Source organism: Nonomuraea sp. NPDC049637, from assembly GCF_040675235.1.
GTDB lineage: Bacteria > Actinomycetota > Actinomycetes > Streptosporangiales > Streptosporangiaceae > Nonomuraea.
In genome coordinates this window covers 18,039-33,600 of record NZ_JBFAOM010000024.1, presented here as the reverse complement: position 1 = coordinate 33,600, position 15,562 = coordinate 18,039, and the positions used below count along the sequence as shown (strand labels likewise).

Below are 15,562 nucleotides of genomic sequence, written 5' to 3'. Positions count from 1 at the left end.
TCTCGTGACCATTGTTTCCGATGGGATGAGTTAGACGGGTTCGGGGGAACGCTTCATGCCGCACGCCTTTCTGCGCGTGCTCGCTTCGACGTCCATCGCGGCCACCGCACTGGCCGGCCCGCCCGCCGCAGCCTCCGGTCATGCCTCGGCTGCGCGCGTCGTCCAGGCGTCGACGGGTGGTCGGGTGATGGCGCGGGAGGTGCCCGCGGTTCCGGAGCCGCCGCCTGCCGTGGTGCGGGTCCCGTCGGGGCCGTCGCCCGCCGTACGGCCCATGGGGAAGGGGCCGGTGGGGCCGGAACGGCTGGAGATCACCACGCCCGCCGGGACGGGTCTCGCCGACGCCGTCGCTGCCCAGGCCGCTCGGCGGCAGGAACGGCAGGGGCTCGGCCGGCGGGCCCCCGACCCCGCCGCCCTCCTGCCCGACACGACCGGCGCCGCCCCGCTGACCCTCCTGCGCCCGCCCCCGTCCGTCACCAGAGCCCTGGACGCCCTGCGCCTGGCCACCCGCCCCCCGCTCCGCCCCCAGGGAGGCCGCGCGGCCGGTGGGGCTCTGCCAAGGAGGCAAGGGATGACGTATCGGTTGTGTGTGGTGGGGGTGGAACGGGCGGTGGCGTGTTCGGCGCGCCGGCCCGTCGCCGTGCCGGTCGCCGTGGACGTCACCGGCGACGGCCTCCCGGACCTGGCGGCCGATCTGGTGCCCGCCGCGAACCCCGTGAACGGGGGCATCGGGCTCGGGTTCGCCGTCAGGAGCCTGTCCGGCAAGAGGGTCAGGGCGCTGGTCTGGGCCGAGTACGACGGCAAGGTGACCGTCGGGTTCGACGGCCTGCGCGGCGGCGCGTCGCTGTCGGTGCTCGACCGAGGGACGTTCACCATGGACCCGGACGGCCGGACGGTGAGGGCGAACGTCACCCGCGAGGACCCGGGACCGTCCGCCGTCACCCTGGCGGGGCTGACCGGACGCGCGGCGGTGAGCCTGCGCCAGACCCCCGCCACCGAACGGCTCACCGCCGAGGCCACCCTCAACCCACCAACCCCGTCCGCCACCACCAAGCCCTCCAAGCCGGCCGCCACCACCTCGAAGCCCGCCGAACCGGACGCCACCACCTCCCCGGCGGTCGAACTGAACGTCACCGCCTCCCGTCCGGCCAGGCTGGACACGGTCGCCGTCTCCCCGGGCCGCTACACGCAGGCCGTACTGGACCGCATGCCCACCCGCGCCCACGTGCGCCTGTCCGGCGGACGGATGCGCTTCACCGCCCGCGCCCCGATCGCCCGCGCCGAACTGCACGACCACCTCTACCGCGACGGCCGCCTGGCCACGGCGGCCAGCGCCGAGCTGCGCGAGGTGCCCCGCTCCTTCACCGCCGCACACCTGTCGTCCGGCGGCAGGCAGACCCTGACCGTCGAGTCGTCCGGGCCCGCACGGGCGGGCTCGGCCAAGGTGCTCCACTACGACCGCGCCGCGTCCAGGACGGTGCTGCGCGCCGAGCTGAGCGGTCTGCCGGCCCGAATCCGGTTGGACGCCGACCCGGCCGCGCACCGCGTCACGCAGACGGCCAGCTCGCCGATCGGCCGCATCGCCGCGGTCCTGCAACGCGGCGGCGGCGCGATCTCCAGCCCCGCCGGCGGCCACGTCACCCTGGTCAGGAACGGCGACGCCACCGGGGTGTCGGCGCTGCTGTCCGGCGTGTCGGGGTTCGACGTCACCTACGGCGGCGCGCCGCACGCCCACCTGACGGCCAGGGCGAGCGGCCGGCCCTTCGTGGTGGCCGGCCTCGACGGGAGGCGCCTGGCACGACTGGAGATCTCCAACACGCCCGCCGAGGCCGACCTGTCCCTCGACCCCGCCGCCGGGACGGCCGTCTACCGGGCCGGCGGTGTGATCGACCGTGTCCGGGCGGCCTACGCCGACGTCCGGAGCGGGCCGACGATCGACGGCACGGTCCGCGGGGTGCGTGGGGACGTCAGGACCGCGTGGACGCTGGGCGAACGCTCGACGGTCGAGGCCGCCACGTCCGGCCGGCTCCGCGACCTCCGCCTCTACGCGGCCAGGCCGTACGTCACCACCCTCGACGGCGCCTCGGCCGGGGACGACGTGCGGGTGGCGGTGGAAGGGGTGCCGAAGCGGGCCGAACTGGCCGCCGACACCGCGGCCGGGACCCTCGCCTGGACCGCGAGCGCCCCCGTGGCCAAGGTGTCGGCGCTGGCCAGGATCAGGACGGACGGCCGGGTGCTCAGGGCCGCCGCCGACGTGACCGGCGTCCCGGCCCGCTTCGAGGCCGCCTGGAAGGGCGGCGTCTACCGTTTCCGCGGGCTGTCCGGCCCGGTGGGGTCGGCGGCCCTGGCCGTCGCCAACCACGACGGCGCCACGTCCCCGTACGGCCCGCACCTGGCCGCCCACTACGACCGGGCCGGCGGCGACCTGGACGCGAGCGTGCTGGTCAAGGGCCTGTCGCGGGTCGAGCTCAGCCCGTCCGGCCAGGGGTTCCTGGCCCGGTTCCGCGCCGCCCGGCAGCGCCTTGCCATGGACGCCGACATCGTCCTGGGGGACGTGCGCTTCGGCGTCCTCGGCAGGGTGGGGCCGGTGCCGGGCGACCTGGCCGTCGCCGCCACGCCCGAGGGCAGGCTCACCTACTCCGGCTCCCGGCTCGGCGTGACCGCCCGCGCCTGGCTCGGCAGGACCGCCGCGCTGGCCCGCATGCGTCCCGCGCCCGCCGTCGAGGGCGGCCTGTCGCTGGTGGACGGCGGCTGCCCGGCCGGGGGCTGCGGGCCGGGCGCATTCTGCACGGCGGGACGCGGCTGCTACGGCCTGCAGGGCTACCTCGACGTCACCGGCCTGCCCGGCCAGGTGACGATCGACCCGGCGGGCGGCACGTTCGCCTTCTCCGGGTTCGCGCCCAGGCGCCGGACCCTCGCCCTCCACCTGGACAGCAGCGTGCTCGCGCCGGTCCCGATCAGGGCGCGGGCCACGCTGACCCGGTTGCCGCCGAGGATCACCCGGTTGTCCCTGGGCCCGCTGGACGCCGGGCACGTCGCCTACCGCGTCGAGCCGCCGGCCACGCTCGGCGCGCTCGACGTGCGGGCCGAGGCGGGCGGGCTGCGCGGCCACGTCGCCCTCGACCCGGTGCCGGCCGCCGTGGACGTGCGGGGCACGTACGGGGCCAGGACCCGGATCCGGGTACGGAACTCCGCGCCGGTCGACCGCCTGACCGCCGAGGTCACCCTGCCCGGCCGGGGCAGCGGCGGGCTGCGGCTGAGCGACGTCCCGGCGGTGCTCGGCCTGGACGCCGACGCCTCCGCCGCCGGGCTCAGCGTCCCCGCGCTCACCTACCGGGGCGGCACGAGCACCCTGGACGGCCGGCTGGCCGTGGACGGCCGTCTGGTGGACCCGTCCGGGCGGCTCGGCGGCGTCTCGCTCGCGGTCGAGGACCTGGCCGCCGACACGACGATCCGCCTCAATCCCGACCAGTCGCTCGACCTGGTCTCGAAACCCGGGCCGACGGCCCGGATCGCCGTGGGCGCCGGGTTGCGCGTGGGCCCGGTCCAGCGGCAGCCGATCGCCGTGTCCAAGGAGGTCCCGTACACCTCGGGGTTCCTCATCTACCAGGTCGGCGGGGACTTCGCGCTCGGCGCGAGCGCGGTGCGGGAGGTGTCGCTGGCGGTCCGGCGGGTGTCCTGGTTGCGGGTACGGCCGGGGCGCATCCCGTTCGGGCTCAAGGCGCCGGCCGCGGCCGGGTTCCTCGCGCCCGGCTTCGAGGGCGCCTACGACCGCCTCCGCCTGGCCGCCAAGGGCGTGGACCTGCGGCCGGACGTCTCCCTGCGGGTCAGGCTGAGCAGGAGGATCGGTCCGGACGCCTTCACCGGCTCCCTGCGGCTCACCCGGGCCACCTCGCTCGCTCTGCGCCGCTACGACCAGCGCATGCGCCGCATCGGCGCCCGCCAGGAGATCGCCGCCGCCGGGATCGGGCTCGCCTGCCTCACCGTGGACGCCAAACCCGGCTTCGCCTCCGGCGGCAGGGGCGGCTCGATCACCCTGCGCGGCTCGGAGGGCCCGCAGATGGTGTCCTTCCTCGACCCGGGCGGGCAGGCCCCCGACTACGCGGTGGACCTGCTGACCCACTTCATGTCGCCGTTCCCGGACGCCGGCTGGAAGGTGACGGCGGCCACGGCCGGCTCCTGCGCCCGCCCCGGCCGCCCGGAGCCTCGAACCCACGACCGCTGAGCCGAGGTCACCACGGGCCCCGGTAGCCGGGCGGGGGCGTGACGCCCTCGTACGCCGGCACCGCCCGGCCCGCCAGGAACGCCCGCAGCGTCGCCAGGTACGCCCCCCGCCCCTCGGCGTAGGCGAGCCCGGCGCCGGGGATCGCCCGCCGGACGTCGGTGGCCGCCGACCAGCTCTCCCCGTCGCACGGCCCCTTGACCACCAGGACGGGAGCCGTCACCCGGGCCAGCCCGTCCCGCATCCCGGGCGGTGAGGGCCGGTCCACCAGGCGCGCATACCCGCCCGAGCCGTCCGACCGGGGCAGGCGCGGCTGCTCGGCGGGCCGGTCCTGCGGGCAGACGGCGGAGGCCTCTGCGCGGGCGTCGAGCTCGGCGTCGCCGGCGAACGCGTGCGCCGCCGCCGGTTCGACCCGCAGCAGCGTGTGGACCGCCAGCATCCTGGGGCTGGGCGGGCCGTCGTCCAGCAGCGTCGCGGCGCGGGCCCGGTCGAGGCCGGCGGGGGAGGCGAGCACCGCCCTGGACACCGCGTCCGGATGGGCGGACAGGTAGGCCGCCGCGAGCCGGGCGCCCTCGCCGCGCGCGACCAGATTCAGGCGTCGGGCGCCGATCGCCTGCCGCACCTGCTCCAGGTCCGCCACGTCGCGCCCCACCCCGTACGCGGCCGGGTCCGCCAGCCGCGCCGAACGTCCGGAGCCCACCCGGTCGTAGACGTACACCTCGTGGCCGTCGGCGGCCAGCCGCCGGTAGAACGCCGGATCGGCGGCCAGGTCCGCCAGGCCGGCCGCGCCGGACAGGAAGACCACCGGCTCCGGGCGGGTGACCCGCTTCGGCGCGACCCGTGCGTACGCCAGCCGCGACCCCGTCGGCAGCCGCCACTCGCGCTGCCCGGCCACCGGCGACAGGGCCGCGGCCGGCGCCGGCGGCGGGGTCAGCGTCGCGTCCGCGACCCGCCAGACCACCGCCACCTCCACGGCCAGGATCAGCGCGGCCCGTGACCACCGCCCCCAGGTCGCCCGCGGCCGGGGCACGCACAGCAGCAGCCCGAGGTAGAACACCGCGGCGAACACCGCCAGGCCGGTCACCGCGAACATCGCGGGCCGCGCGCCCACCATCGCCGTCCCGGCCAGCGCGGCCAGCCCGGCGACGGGCGACAGCGCGAGCACCGCGGCGCCCGCCACCATCCCGGCGAAAGACCTCACAAAGGGGACGTTAGCCCCCGACGGGGGAGGGGAGCGAGCGGCCCAGGCGGATGCGCACCCGGTCGCCGGTGCGCAGCGTCTCCCGCACGGTCCACACCCGCTCGTCGATGACGGTGCCGTTCGTGGTCATGTATCCGCCGACCCTGAGCACCGGACGTCCCGAGGCGTCGCCGAGGAGCTGGGCGCGCGACTCGGAGTCGTCGGTGAACAGCACGAGGAAGTCCTCGGCGTCCGCGGGGGCCTCCAGCACCAGGCCGGGGTAGAGATGGGAGGAGGGAACCTCGATCACGTATTCGATCACGCGACCTCCCCTACCCCGTACGCGGCCTTTCAGCTTCCGCCGGCGGAGGATAGCGCTTACCTGGGCTGATGAGGTGAAATATCAGGGTTGCCTACAGCTTGGAGTCCCCCGTGTCCTTGTTCGACCTCCCGATCGAGCAGTTGCGCGCCTACCTCCCCGACCGCGACGAACCCGCCGACTTCGACGACTTCTGGTCCCGTACGCTGGCCGAGGCCGAGGCGTTCGACCCGGCCGCCGAGTTCGTGCCCTACGACCTGCCGCTGAGCGGCGTCGACGTCTACGACGTGTCGTTCGCCGGGTGGGGCGGTCACCGGATCGGCGGCTGGTTCATCCTGCCGCGCGGCGTGCGGGAGCCGGTGCCGTGCGTGATGCACTACATCGGTTACGGCGGCGGGCGCGGGTTCCCGAAGGACCACCTGCTGTGGCCCGCGGCCGGCTACGCGGTGTTCGTGATGGAGACCCGGGGACACGGCGGCGCGAGCCCCACCAGCCCCGGCACGACCGGCGACCCGCACGGCAGCGCCAATGTCCAGGCGCCGGGCATGATGACGCGCGGCATCCTCGACCCCGAGGACTACTACTACCGGCGCGTGTTCACCGACGCGGCCAGGGCGGTCGACGTGGCCGCGGCCCACCCGGCGGTGGACGCCGGGCGCATCGTGGTCTCCGGCGGCAGCCAGGGCGGCGCGATCGCGCAGGCCACGGCCGCCCTGCGCCCGTCGGTGCGGGCCGCGCTGGTGGACGTGCCGTTCCTGACGCACTTCCGGCGGGCTGTGGAGATCACCGACCGGGATCCGTACCAGGAGCTGGTGCGCTTCCTGGCCTCCCGGCGGGAAGGCGCCGACCAGGTGTTCCGCACGCTGTCGTACTTCGACGGCGTCAACTTCGCCGCCCGCGGCCGGGTGCCCGCGCTGTACTCGGTCGCGCTCATGGACTACGTCTGCCCGCCCTCCACGGTCTTCGCCGCCTACAACCACTGGCAGGGGCCGAAGGAGATCACCGTCTGGCCCTGGAACGGGCACGAGGGCGGGTCCGGCTACCAGGCCGAGGAGCAGGTCCGCTACCTGCACAAGCTCCTGGCCGGCTGACCCGGGTGCGGGGCCGCCGTACCGGCGTGATCACCGGTACGGCGGCTGCCCGTCACACCGCCTGCGGGGTCACCATGAACGACACGCTCCCCTGCGCGTCGGCCCCGGCGTCGAGGGACTTGTCGTCCAGCACGGTCGCGGCCACGGGATCGAGGTAGACCCGCGCACCCTCGGTCTCCACCACCTCGTCGGCCGGCTCAGGGGCCGTGGCCAGGGAGAGGGTGAGCGAGTTCGCGCCCTCGCCCTGGGACGAGATGCGGATCCCGCCCTGGGCGGGTTCCGGCGCGGACGCGGTCAGGTCGCGGATCGCCTGGGCTGCGTTGGCTGTCAGGGTGAGCACTAGGGCTCCTCCAAACGGTCGACGTACAGAAGTTGCCTGCCATTCCCCTCATCCCGGAGCCCAACCCTCCTTGGCGTTTTCTTTACCGCGAATCCCCGGCCGGTGGACAATCGCGGCATGGACGCCGTCCGGCTGAGGCAGGCCATGGTCGCGGGCCTGCGCGAGCGCCAGGAGATCGCCGACGACGTGGCGGACGCGCTGCTCGCGGTGCCGCGCCACCTGTTCCTGCCCGGCGTCGACCCCCGCACCGCCTACCGCGACATACCGATCGTCACCCGGCGGGACGAGCACGGGCTGCCGGTCAGCTCGTCGTCGCAGCCGTCCGTCATGGCGACCATGCTCGGGCAGCTCGGTGTCGAGCCCGGCCATCGGGTGCTGGAGATCGGCGCGGGCACCGGCTACAACGCGGCGCTGCTGGCGCGCCTGGCCGGGCCCGAGGGGCGGGTGGTGAGCCTCGACCTCGACGCCGGCGTCGTGCGGGACGCCCGGCGCAACCTGGCGGTCGCCGGGTTCCCGCAGGTCGAGGTGGTGTGCGCGGACGGGGTCGAGGGGTTCGCCGGGGCGGCGCCGTTCGACCGGGTGATCGCCACCGTCGGCGTGTGGGACCTGGCTCCCGCCTGGCTCGACCAGCTCGCGCCGGGCGGGCGGCTGGTGGTGCCGCTCGACCTGGGCGGGGTGCAGGTCTCGGTGGCGCTGGAACGTACGGGCGGCCATTGGGCCGGACGTACGGTGGCGCCCTGCGGGTTCATGCGCCTGCGGGGGCCGTCCGCCGGGCCGGAGTCGGTGGTCGTGCTGCGCCGCGACCCCGACCTGTGGCTGGCGCTCCCGGTGGCGCGCGAGCTGGGAGACCTCGTGACCGCCCTGGAAACCGCCCCGACGAACGTCGCCGTCACCTTGCCCGACCCACTCCCGCAACCGCCCACGACGGCGGACCCGACGGCAGGACGGGACCCGCTCACGACGACAAGCCCGCCAGCGGGACGGGACCCGCTCGCGGAGGCGGGCACGCCAGCGGGACGGGATCCGCTCGCGGAGGCGGGCGCTGACGTGGCGTTGTGGCTGGCGCTGCACGAGCCGCGCTGGTGCATGCTCGGCGGCAACCGGCACGGCGGCTACGGCGGCACCTTCGGCCTCACCGACGGCTCCGCCATCGCCGTACTCGCCTCCAGCGCCTCCCACGCCCCCGGCCCGTCCGGGCGGAACCCCGGCGCCGCCGATCCGGCGGCCGCGGCGGGTGGTCCTGGGCGCGCCGAACTGGTGGCCGAAGGGTACGGGCCGGGCGGCACGGCGCTGGCCGAGGAGCTGGCGGCGCACGTCACGGCATGGGCCGCCGCGGGCCGCCCCCGCACCACCGACCTACGCCTCACCGCCTACCGCAACCCCGCCCCGGACAGCCCCGCCCCGGAAAGCCTCGCCTTCGACGGGCCCGTGGCCGGGGGCCGGGCCGTCCGGGGCCGGGGACGGGAGTTCGTCATCGTGAAGCGGCACACCACGCTGGTGCTGGGGCTCGGTTAGACGACCCACTTCCCGTCGAGCATGAGGTCGCGCCCGGCGAGCTCGTTGACCTCGCGCCACGCCTGCACCAGCACCGGCGTGACCCAGAAGTACGTGTACGGGCCACGCGACACCCGCGGGTCGAACCCGGTCTTCACCGCGAACGCGTCGCCGACGTCGCCGGGGATCGTGGCGGCCGGCTGCGCGGTCACGGTGCCGTGGACGAGGACGACGTCCCTGGTCAGGCCCAGGCCGAGGCGCACGGTGCCGCCGTCGAGCAGGTTGCGGGCCGTGGGCGTGGCGTCGGCGGTGGAGAGCAGGAGCCGGTGCCCGTCCCACAGGAACGACAGCGGCGTCATGTACGGGCCGCCGTCGCCCGCCGTGGCCACCCAGACGTCGACGTCGTGTTCGAGCCGGTCGAGCGTGTCCCGCTTGCGCTGCTCCGGTGATCGGGCCGGTGGCGTCATCCTTCTCCTCGCACTTCTCGGCGGCCGGGTCGGCCGCGGCACGTCCGTCAACATGATGACGGCTCCCGGCGGCGGCCCGCGACTCCGGTCCAGGGGTGCGACGCGGCGCGCCTGAGGGGGAAGTCGTGAGCACGTGGTTACTCTCTGTGTCGGAGAAGTGTCACCATGTCATAGGAAACCTCATGCGTACTCGTCTGACCATGCTGCTGGCCGCCGCGGCCGTCGTCGCCCTGTCCGGGTGCGGCGAAAGCGCCACCACCAACACCGCGGGGCTGGCGCCGCGGACCGACGCTCAGCCGTCCGAGCAGGACAGGACCTGGATGGCGGCCATCCACCAGGGGAACCTGGCCGAGATCGAGGCGGGCCGCCTGGCCGAGAAGAAGGGCGCCACCGACCAGGTCAAGTCGATCGGCCGGATGCTCGTCGACGACCACACCCAGTTCGACAAGAAGGTGACCGAGACCGCGAGCCAGCTCGCCATCCAGCTGCCCGCCGCGCCGAACTCCGCCCAGGCCGCCCTGGCCAAGCGCCTGCAGGACGCCAAGGGCAAGGAGTTCGACAAGGAGTTCGTCGTCGGCATGGTCAAGGCCCACAAGACGGCGATCGAGGCCACCAAGGAGGAGATCTCCAAGGGCTCCTCGCCGGCGGTGGTGGCGCTGGCCAAGTCCGCGTCCCCGACGCTGCAGGAGCACCTCAAGGCGCTGAAGAAGGCGCAGGAAGACTACTGACGGGGGCGTCGGCGATGCCCGACGGCGCGGGCGCTCCGCCCGCGCTCGACTCCTTCGCCCGCGTCGCGGCGCGCGTGCTGGCCGGGCTCCGGCACGGCCGCGCGCTGCACCGGCGCGGGCTGCTCCTGGCGGGCACGCTGACGGTCGAGGCGGCGCCGCTGGGGGAGCCGGGTGAGCACGAGGTGCGGGCCCGGCTGTCCAAGGGGCTGTCCCTGCCGGGCCGGCTGCCCGACGTGCTGGGGCTGGCCGTGCGCCTGCCGAACGGGGTGGACCTGCTGCTGTCCACCGGCGCGGGTCCTGTGCCGGTGCCGCGCCGCACCTTCACGTCGGGGCCGTACTCCAGCCTCACGGCGTACGTGTACGGAACCGGCCTGTACCGGCTGGTCGCCCGGCCGGAGGGGGAGCGCGTGCCCGCCGATCCCGCGCTGCTGCCCGGCGCGCTGGCCCGCGGCCCGCTGCTGTTCCACCTGTGGGCGGGCGGTCGCTACCTGGCCCGCCTGCGCCTGCACACCGCGCTGCCCGGCGAGGACCTGACCTTCGACCCCGTGCTCAACAGCGCCCCCTGCCTGCGTCCGGCCGGATGGACGGCCAGGCTGCGGCGGGCCGCCTACGCGGGCTCCCGGGAGGGCCGCGGCGTGCCTCCGCCGTAGGCCTGTCCATGGCAAAGACTGGCCGACCCATGTGTGCAAATGCGACTCTCTGGGGTATTTGTCCTTTTTGAACCAGGACGAACAATCGGGGGGATCGTCGTGGCTATGCAAACAGAGATCCGGAGCCTGCTCGAGTGCCATGTGATCGGGTCGGACGGACAGTCGATCGGCAAGGTGGGCCAGGTCTACCTCAGTGACCGCACCGGCGAGCCGGAGTGGGTGACCGTGCGCACGGGGTTCTTCGGCATGAAGCAGACCTTCGTGCCGCTGGCCAACGCCCGCCGTTCCGGGGACGAGATCAGGGTCCCCTTCGACAAGGAGATGATCAAGGGCGCGCCCAACATCGACGTGGACGGCCGCCTGTCGCTGGAGGAGGAGGCCGAGCTCTACCGGTACTACGGCATGCAGCCGTCCACCATCCCGTCCCAGCGCTCGCCCGCCGCGGGGGAGCGGCAGGCCGAGCGGGCCACCGGAGAGCCCCGGGCGGCCGGGGAACGCGGCATGCGTCCGGGCATGACCGGCCAGCCGCCGACCGGCCAGACCGGCGCGACGGGTCGGCCGGGCCCGATGCGCGGCCGGGACGTGGGCGACCGCGACATGGACATGACCGCGTCGGAGGAGCAGCTCCACATCGGCAAGGAGAGCCGCGAGAGCGGGCACGTCCGGCTGCGCAAGTACGTCGAGACCGAGAACGTCCAGGAACGGGTGCCGCTCGCGCACGAGGAGGTCGTGATCGAGCGCGAGCCCATCAGGGACGGCGAGCCCGGCACGTACGAGATCGGCGAGGACGAGCAGCAGATCACCCTGCACGAGGAGCGGCCGGTGATCGGCAAGGAGACCAGGCCGGTCGAGCACATCCGCGTGCACAAGGAGCGCGTCGAGCGTGAGGAGACCGTCGAGGGCCAGGTCAGGAGAGAACACCTGGAGGTCGACGAGGACAGCGAGGCGCGCGAGCACACCCGCAACCGCGGCGACGACCTCCCGCCCAAGCGGTAGGAGGCCACGCCCGGTCCCGCGCGGGGGCGCCCACGCGCCCCCGCCTCACCACATCCACCTCCAGAACCCGTCCCGCGGTCAGCGCGAGCTCTCGGGTTGACCGGCGTTCAGGGGAACCGACTCCTGGCCGGCGTTCGGGGAAACAGGCCCCTGGCCGGTGTCCGGGGGGACCGACCAGCTGGGGCGGGCGTTCAGGGTGGCCGGCTCGAAGCCCGCGAGCTGCTTGTAGTGCAGCGCGATCTTCTCCAGCGTGTCCCTGGGGATGACCTCCTCGATGTCGGCGAACCCGTCGGGGGCGCGTTCGTGCACCAGCCTCAGGACGACCTCGGGCCCGTCCTCGCGGTTGGCCAGCACGATCCGGTTCGTGACCGGCCGCCGCCGGCTCTCGTAGAACTCAAGGCCCTGGCCGGTGGCCAGCGCGTGGGCCAGCACGCGGGCGTCGATGACGGCCTGCGTGCCGCCGTTGGACCCGGTCGGGTACATCGGGTGCGCGGCGTCGCCCATCAGCGTCACCGTGCCCGACGACCAGTACGGCAACGGGTCGCGGTCCACCAGCGGGTACTCGTACGCCTTGTCGGCCGAGGCGATGAGACCGGGGATGTCGAGGGCGTCGGAGCGCACGTCGGCCACGTGGTGCAGGAACTTGCCGATCTCCACCTCCCGGTTCCAGTCGCCCCTCGGGACGGTCTCGGGGGCCCGGTGCTGGATGGCCCAGTTGACGAGCTGCGTGCCGTCCGGGTCCGGCGGCGCGATCGGGTAGATGACGATCTTCTGGGTGCCGTCGCCCGCCATGATCATGGATCGGCCGGTCAGGAACGGCCGGGCGCGCGACGTGCCGCGCCACAACACGTGACCGCCCCACAACGGCTCGCCCTGGCCGGGGAACAGCGCGGCCCGGACGCCGGAGCGGATGCCGTCGGCGCCGACGAGCAGGTCGGCGTCGTGGTCGAGGCCGGTGACGGGGGAGCCGGTCACCACGGCGTCCGGGCCGAGCCGCTCGCGTACGGCGTCGAGGAGCAGGAGTTGCAGCCGGCCGCGGTGGATCGAGTACTGGGGCCAGGCGTGGCCCGCGGCCCGGCCGCGGGGCTCGGTCCAGATGCGCTGCCCGCGCCGGGTGACGAAGGTCAGGTCGGCCGTCTCGACGCCGACGCGGGCCAGCCGGTCGCCCAGGCCGAGCTCGATGAGCTCGCGCACGGCGTGCGGCAGCAGGTTGATGCCCACGCCGAGCGGCCGGATCTCCTTGACGGCCTCGTGCACGGTCACGTCCGTGATGCCGGCCGCGTGCAGGCTGAGGGCGGCGGTGAGCCCGGCGATGCCCGCCCCGGCGATGACCACCCGCCGCGGACGCCGTCCCGCGAGACCCGTCATGAGGAGCCGCCGGGAAGGAGCAGGGCCGAGACGTCGAACGGCGCCTCCAGGTACCCGTTGCCCGTGAACTCCAGCATGACGTCGGCCACCCGCTGCAACCGGGCCTTCTCGACGGTGGTGGAGTAGCCGCCCAGCGTCATCAGGTCGGCCGTCGCCTTGTCGATCTTCGTGTACTTGAGCAGCGCGGCCTTGGCCTGGGCCGGGTCGGCGATCGCCAGGTCCACCGCCTTGCGCAGGCCGCGCTGGAAGGCGGCCACCGTGCGCGGATTGTCGGCGGCGAAGCCCTCGGTGGTCAGGTAGCCGGCCATCGGGAAGTCGGCGGTCGCGCCGGTGAACAGGTCCGACAGGCTGCGCGCCCCGCTGGTGGCGGCTGCGGTCTGCCAGAACGGCTCGGGCAGCACGGCGGCGTCCACGTCGCCGTTGGCCAGGGCGCCGGCCATCTGCGGGAAGGGCCGTTCGACGAAGGTGATGTCGGCGGGCGCCACGCCGGCGGGCTTGAGCAGCGCGCTCACGGCCAGGGTGGCGACGTTGCCGAGGGTGTTGACGCCGACCTTCCTGCCCTTGAGGTCGGCCAGCCTTGTGACGGGCGAGTCCTTGCGCGTCATGAGGACGAAGTTGCCGGGCTTGGCCGCGTAGGCGTCGCCGACGACCTTCAACCGGCCCACGCCGCGCGCGGCGGCCAGGATCGCCGAGACATAGTTGCTGTGCAGGACGTCGAGCTTGCCGCTGATCAGGTCGGGCATCGCGGCGGCCCCGCCCTGGATCACGACGGGCTTGACGGTCAGCCCCTCCGCCGCGAAGAACCCCTTGTCGATGGCGATCTGCACGGGCGCGGCCTCGGGAAGGGCCAGCATGCCGAGGTTCAGCACGGCCTTCTCCGGCCCGCCGGACGACGGCCGGGGATCCGCCCCGCCGCATCCGGTCATCGCCAGGGCGAGGGCGACCGCCGCGAGTAACAGACGCATGAAAACGCTCCCAGAGAGTCGAGTTCGCGAACAAAAGCGTGCCGGGGAAAAGGAACAGCCGTCCGGCAATCTTCCGCATTCCCGGGCGGCTTCATTCGGTCGCGCCATAATGCGCCACCAACCGGCGTTCCAGAACCAGGAAAACCTGATTGAGCAGATAACCCAGAACGCCGAGCACGGTGACGGCCGCCCACATGCCCGGCAGGTCGAAGGAACGCTGCGCGGCGCGCAACCGGAAACCGACGCCGTCGGTGGCGAAGAACTCGGCGATCACCATGAGGATGAGCGCGAGCGACAGGCTGAGCCGCAGCCCGGCCAGGATCTTCGGGGCCGCTGCGGGCAGCACGACCCGCAGCAGGCACTGCCCGGCCGACAGCCTGAAGACCCGCGCGGTGTCGAGGTGGAGCCGGTCCACGTTGCGGGCGCCGTCGGCGGCGTTGACCAGCACCGGCCAGACGATGCCGCACGCGATGGCCGCGACCTGCATGAGCGTGCCGGTCGAGAACAGCGCCAGGAACACCGGCAGCAGCGCGGGCGGCGGCAGCGCCCGGCAGAACTGCACCGCCGGGTCCACGAACCTGGACAGCAGCGGCGAACGGCCCATGGCGACCCCGGCCGCCACGCCCGCGACGCCGGCCAGCACCCAGCCGGTCAGCAGCCGGCCCAGGCTGTGGGAGAGGTCGTCCAGGGCCGTCCGGCTGATCCACAGCTCGCGCAGGCGCAGCGCGATCGTGGACGGCGGCGGGAAGTAGGGGTTGCCCGCCGCCCTGGTGGCCAGCTCCCAGAGGGCCACGACGACGGGCACGGCCCACAGCCGGGCCACGGACCTGATCATCGTGCCGCTCCCGTCAGCGTCGTGTGCCAGCGCAGCAGCCGGCGGAAGGCGTGGGCGAGCAGCGCGTTGGTGAGCAGGCCGAGCGCGCCGGCCCACAGGGTGGCGGCGATGGTCAGCCGCAGGCCGTCCGGGCTGCTCTCGGCCACGATGATGAAGTGGCCGATGCCGCCGGCGCCGGCCAGCAGCTCGGTGCTGACGGCCAGGATCAGGGCGATCGCCGCGGCCACCCGCACGCCGGTCGCCACGAAGGGGGCCGCGCTCGGCAGGCTGACCCGCCACAGGACGGCCCGCGGGCCGAAGCCGAAGGCCCGCATCGTCTCCTTGGCCAGCGGGTCGACCTCGCGCAGCCCGTACATGGTGTTGAGCAGGACGGGCCAGGTGGCGGCGTACACGATCATCGCGACCTCGGTCTCCAGCCGGCCGGTGAAGACGAACGCGGCCAGCGGGATGAGCGCCACCGAGGGGATGGGCCGCAGGAACTCCAGCACGGGACGCAGGGCCCGCTCGACCGGCGGCAGGCTGCCCAGCAGCAGCCCGGCGGGCACGGCCACCGCCACGGCGGTCAGCAGCCCGAGCGCCCACGCGCCGCAGGTGGCCAGCACGTCGGCCAGGAACGCGCGGTCGGCGGCGAGCCCGGCGGCGGTGGCCAGGACCGTCGAGGCGAGCGGCAGCTCCTGCTGGGAGACGAGCCCGCGGCGGCCGGCCGCCGCGGCGGCGCACAGCAGCGCGACGGTGCCCGTCACGCCGCACACGACGGCGTTGTCGAAGGGGCGGGAGGGGATCAGGCGCACGGCGACGCCTCGGCGCCGGGGGAATGGGGCGGCAATTTATCGGCTCTCCGGAACATCGGTCCGGCCATTCGTCACCGCGGCAGGCCGGAAGGCGGGCAGAGCGGAACGGAAGTCACAGT

The 15,562-nt window shown here is 74.5% G+C and carries 14 protein-coding genes; 6 read left to right on the top strand and 8 right to left on the bottom strand.

Annotated elements, in window-relative coordinates; genetic code table 11:
• The first annotated feature begins 55 nt into the window (after nt 1-55).
• The gene (locus AB0J71_RS29355; protein WP_364416992.1) at nt 56-4,222 is read left to right on the top strand and encodes a hypothetical protein; all 4,167 of its coding nucleotides are present in this window, start codon (nt 56-58) and stop codon (nt 4,220-4,222) included.
• Between the two features lie 7 nt (nt 4,223-4,229).
• On the opposite strand, the gene AB0J71_RS29350 is transcribed toward AB0J71_RS29355, so the two are convergent.
• Both AB0J71_RS29350 and AB0J71_RS29345 read right to left on the bottom strand, forming a co-directional pair.
• Nucleotides 4,230-5,420 (bottom strand): alpha/beta hydrolase, encoded by a 1,191-nt coding sequence (locus AB0J71_RS29350; RefSeq protein WP_364416990.1) that lies wholly within the window; start codon nt 5,418-5,420, stop codon nt 4,230-4,232.
• 10 nt (nt 5,421-5,430) lie between these two features.
• Entirely contained in the window at nt 5,431-5,721 is a 291-nt protein-coding gene (locus tag AB0J71_RS29345) for a hypothetical protein (protein ID WP_352327977.1), read from the bottom strand.
• Between the two features lie 110 nt (nt 5,722-5,831).
• On the opposite strand from AB0J71_RS29345, the gene AB0J71_RS29340 reads away from it, so the two are divergent.
• Nucleotides 5,832-6,809: an alpha/beta fold hydrolase gene (locus AB0J71_RS29340; protein WP_352327978.1), complete on the top strand. Its 978-nt coding sequence runs from the start codon at nt 5,832-5,834 to the stop codon at nt 6,807-6,809.
• Nucleotides 6,810-6,861: 52 nt separating this feature from the next.
• On the opposite strand, the gene AB0J71_RS29335 is transcribed toward AB0J71_RS29340, so the two are convergent.
• On the bottom strand, nt 6,862-7,149 hold the full coding sequence (locus AB0J71_RS29335) for an iron-sulfur cluster biosynthesis family protein (RefSeq protein WP_352327979.1): 288 nt from the start codon (nt 7,147-7,149) through the stop codon (nt 6,862-6,864).
• Between the two features lie 117 nt (nt 7,150-7,266).
• Between AB0J71_RS29335 and AB0J71_RS29330 the strand changes: the two genes are divergently transcribed.
• Nucleotides 7,267-8,664, top strand: coding sequence for a methyltransferase domain-containing protein (locus tag AB0J71_RS29330; RefSeq protein WP_364416988.1), 1,398 nt, complete (start codon nt 7,267-7,269; stop codon nt 8,662-8,664).
• On the opposite strand, the gene AB0J71_RS29325 is transcribed toward AB0J71_RS29330, so the two are convergent.
• A complete protein-coding gene (locus AB0J71_RS29325) occupies nt 8,661-9,110 on the bottom strand; it encodes a pyridoxamine 5'-phosphate oxidase family protein (RefSeq protein WP_364416986.1) in 450 nt (149 codons plus the stop codon). The genes AB0J71_RS29330 and AB0J71_RS29325 overlap by 4 nt on opposite strands.
• A 182-nt stretch (nt 9,111-9,292) precedes the next feature.
• Between AB0J71_RS29325 and AB0J71_RS29320 the strand changes: the two genes are divergently transcribed.
• From AB0J71_RS29320 to AB0J71_RS29310, 3 genes are all read left to right on the top strand, one after another.
• Nucleotides 9,293-9,838, top strand: coding sequence for a DUF4142 domain-containing protein (locus tag AB0J71_RS29320; RefSeq protein ID WP_352327982.1), 546 nt, complete (start codon nt 9,293-9,295; stop codon nt 9,836-9,838).
• A 14-nt stretch (nt 9,839-9,852) separates the two neighbouring features.
• The gene (locus AB0J71_RS29315) at nt 9,853-10,488 is read left to right on the top strand and encodes a hypothetical protein (RefSeq protein ID WP_364416984.1); all 636 of its coding nucleotides are present in this window, start codon (nt 9,853-9,855) and stop codon (nt 10,486-10,488) included.
• 105 nt (nt 10,489-10,593) lie between these two features.
• Nucleotides 10,594-11,484 (top strand): PRC and DUF2382 domain-containing protein, encoded by an 891-nt coding sequence (locus tag AB0J71_RS29310; protein WP_364390499.1) that lies wholly within the window; start codon nt 10,594-10,596, stop codon nt 11,482-11,484.
• Between the two features lie 78 nt (nt 11,485-11,562).
• On the opposite strand, the gene AB0J71_RS29305 is transcribed toward AB0J71_RS29310, so the two are convergent.
• The 4 genes from AB0J71_RS29305 to AB0J71_RS29290 form a co-directional block, all read right to left on the bottom strand.
• Nucleotides 11,563-12,852, bottom strand: a complete 1,290-nt coding sequence (locus AB0J71_RS29305; protein WP_364416982.1) for a flavin-dependent oxidoreductase — start codon at nt 12,850-12,852, stop codon at nt 11,563-11,565.
• Nucleotides 12,849-13,817: an ABC transporter substrate-binding protein gene (locus AB0J71_RS29300; RefSeq protein WP_364416980.1), complete on the bottom strand. Its 969-nt coding sequence runs from the start codon at nt 13,815-13,817 to the stop codon at nt 12,849-12,851. Before AB0J71_RS29300 ends, AB0J71_RS29305 begins: the two co-directional genes overlap by 4 nt.
• A gap of 91 nt (nt 13,818-13,908) precedes the next feature.
• Nucleotides 13,909-14,652: an ABC transporter permease gene (locus tag AB0J71_RS29295; protein ID WP_352329425.1), complete on the bottom strand. Its 744-nt coding sequence runs from the start codon at nt 14,650-14,652 to the stop codon at nt 13,909-13,911.
• The gene (locus AB0J71_RS29290; protein ID WP_364416978.1) at nt 14,649-15,443 is read right to left on the bottom strand and encodes an ABC transporter permease subunit; all 795 of its coding nucleotides are present in this window, start codon (nt 15,441-15,443) and stop codon (nt 14,649-14,651) included. Before AB0J71_RS29290 ends, AB0J71_RS29295 begins: the two co-directional genes overlap by 4 nt.
• Nucleotides 15,444-15,562: the final 119 nt, after the last annotated feature.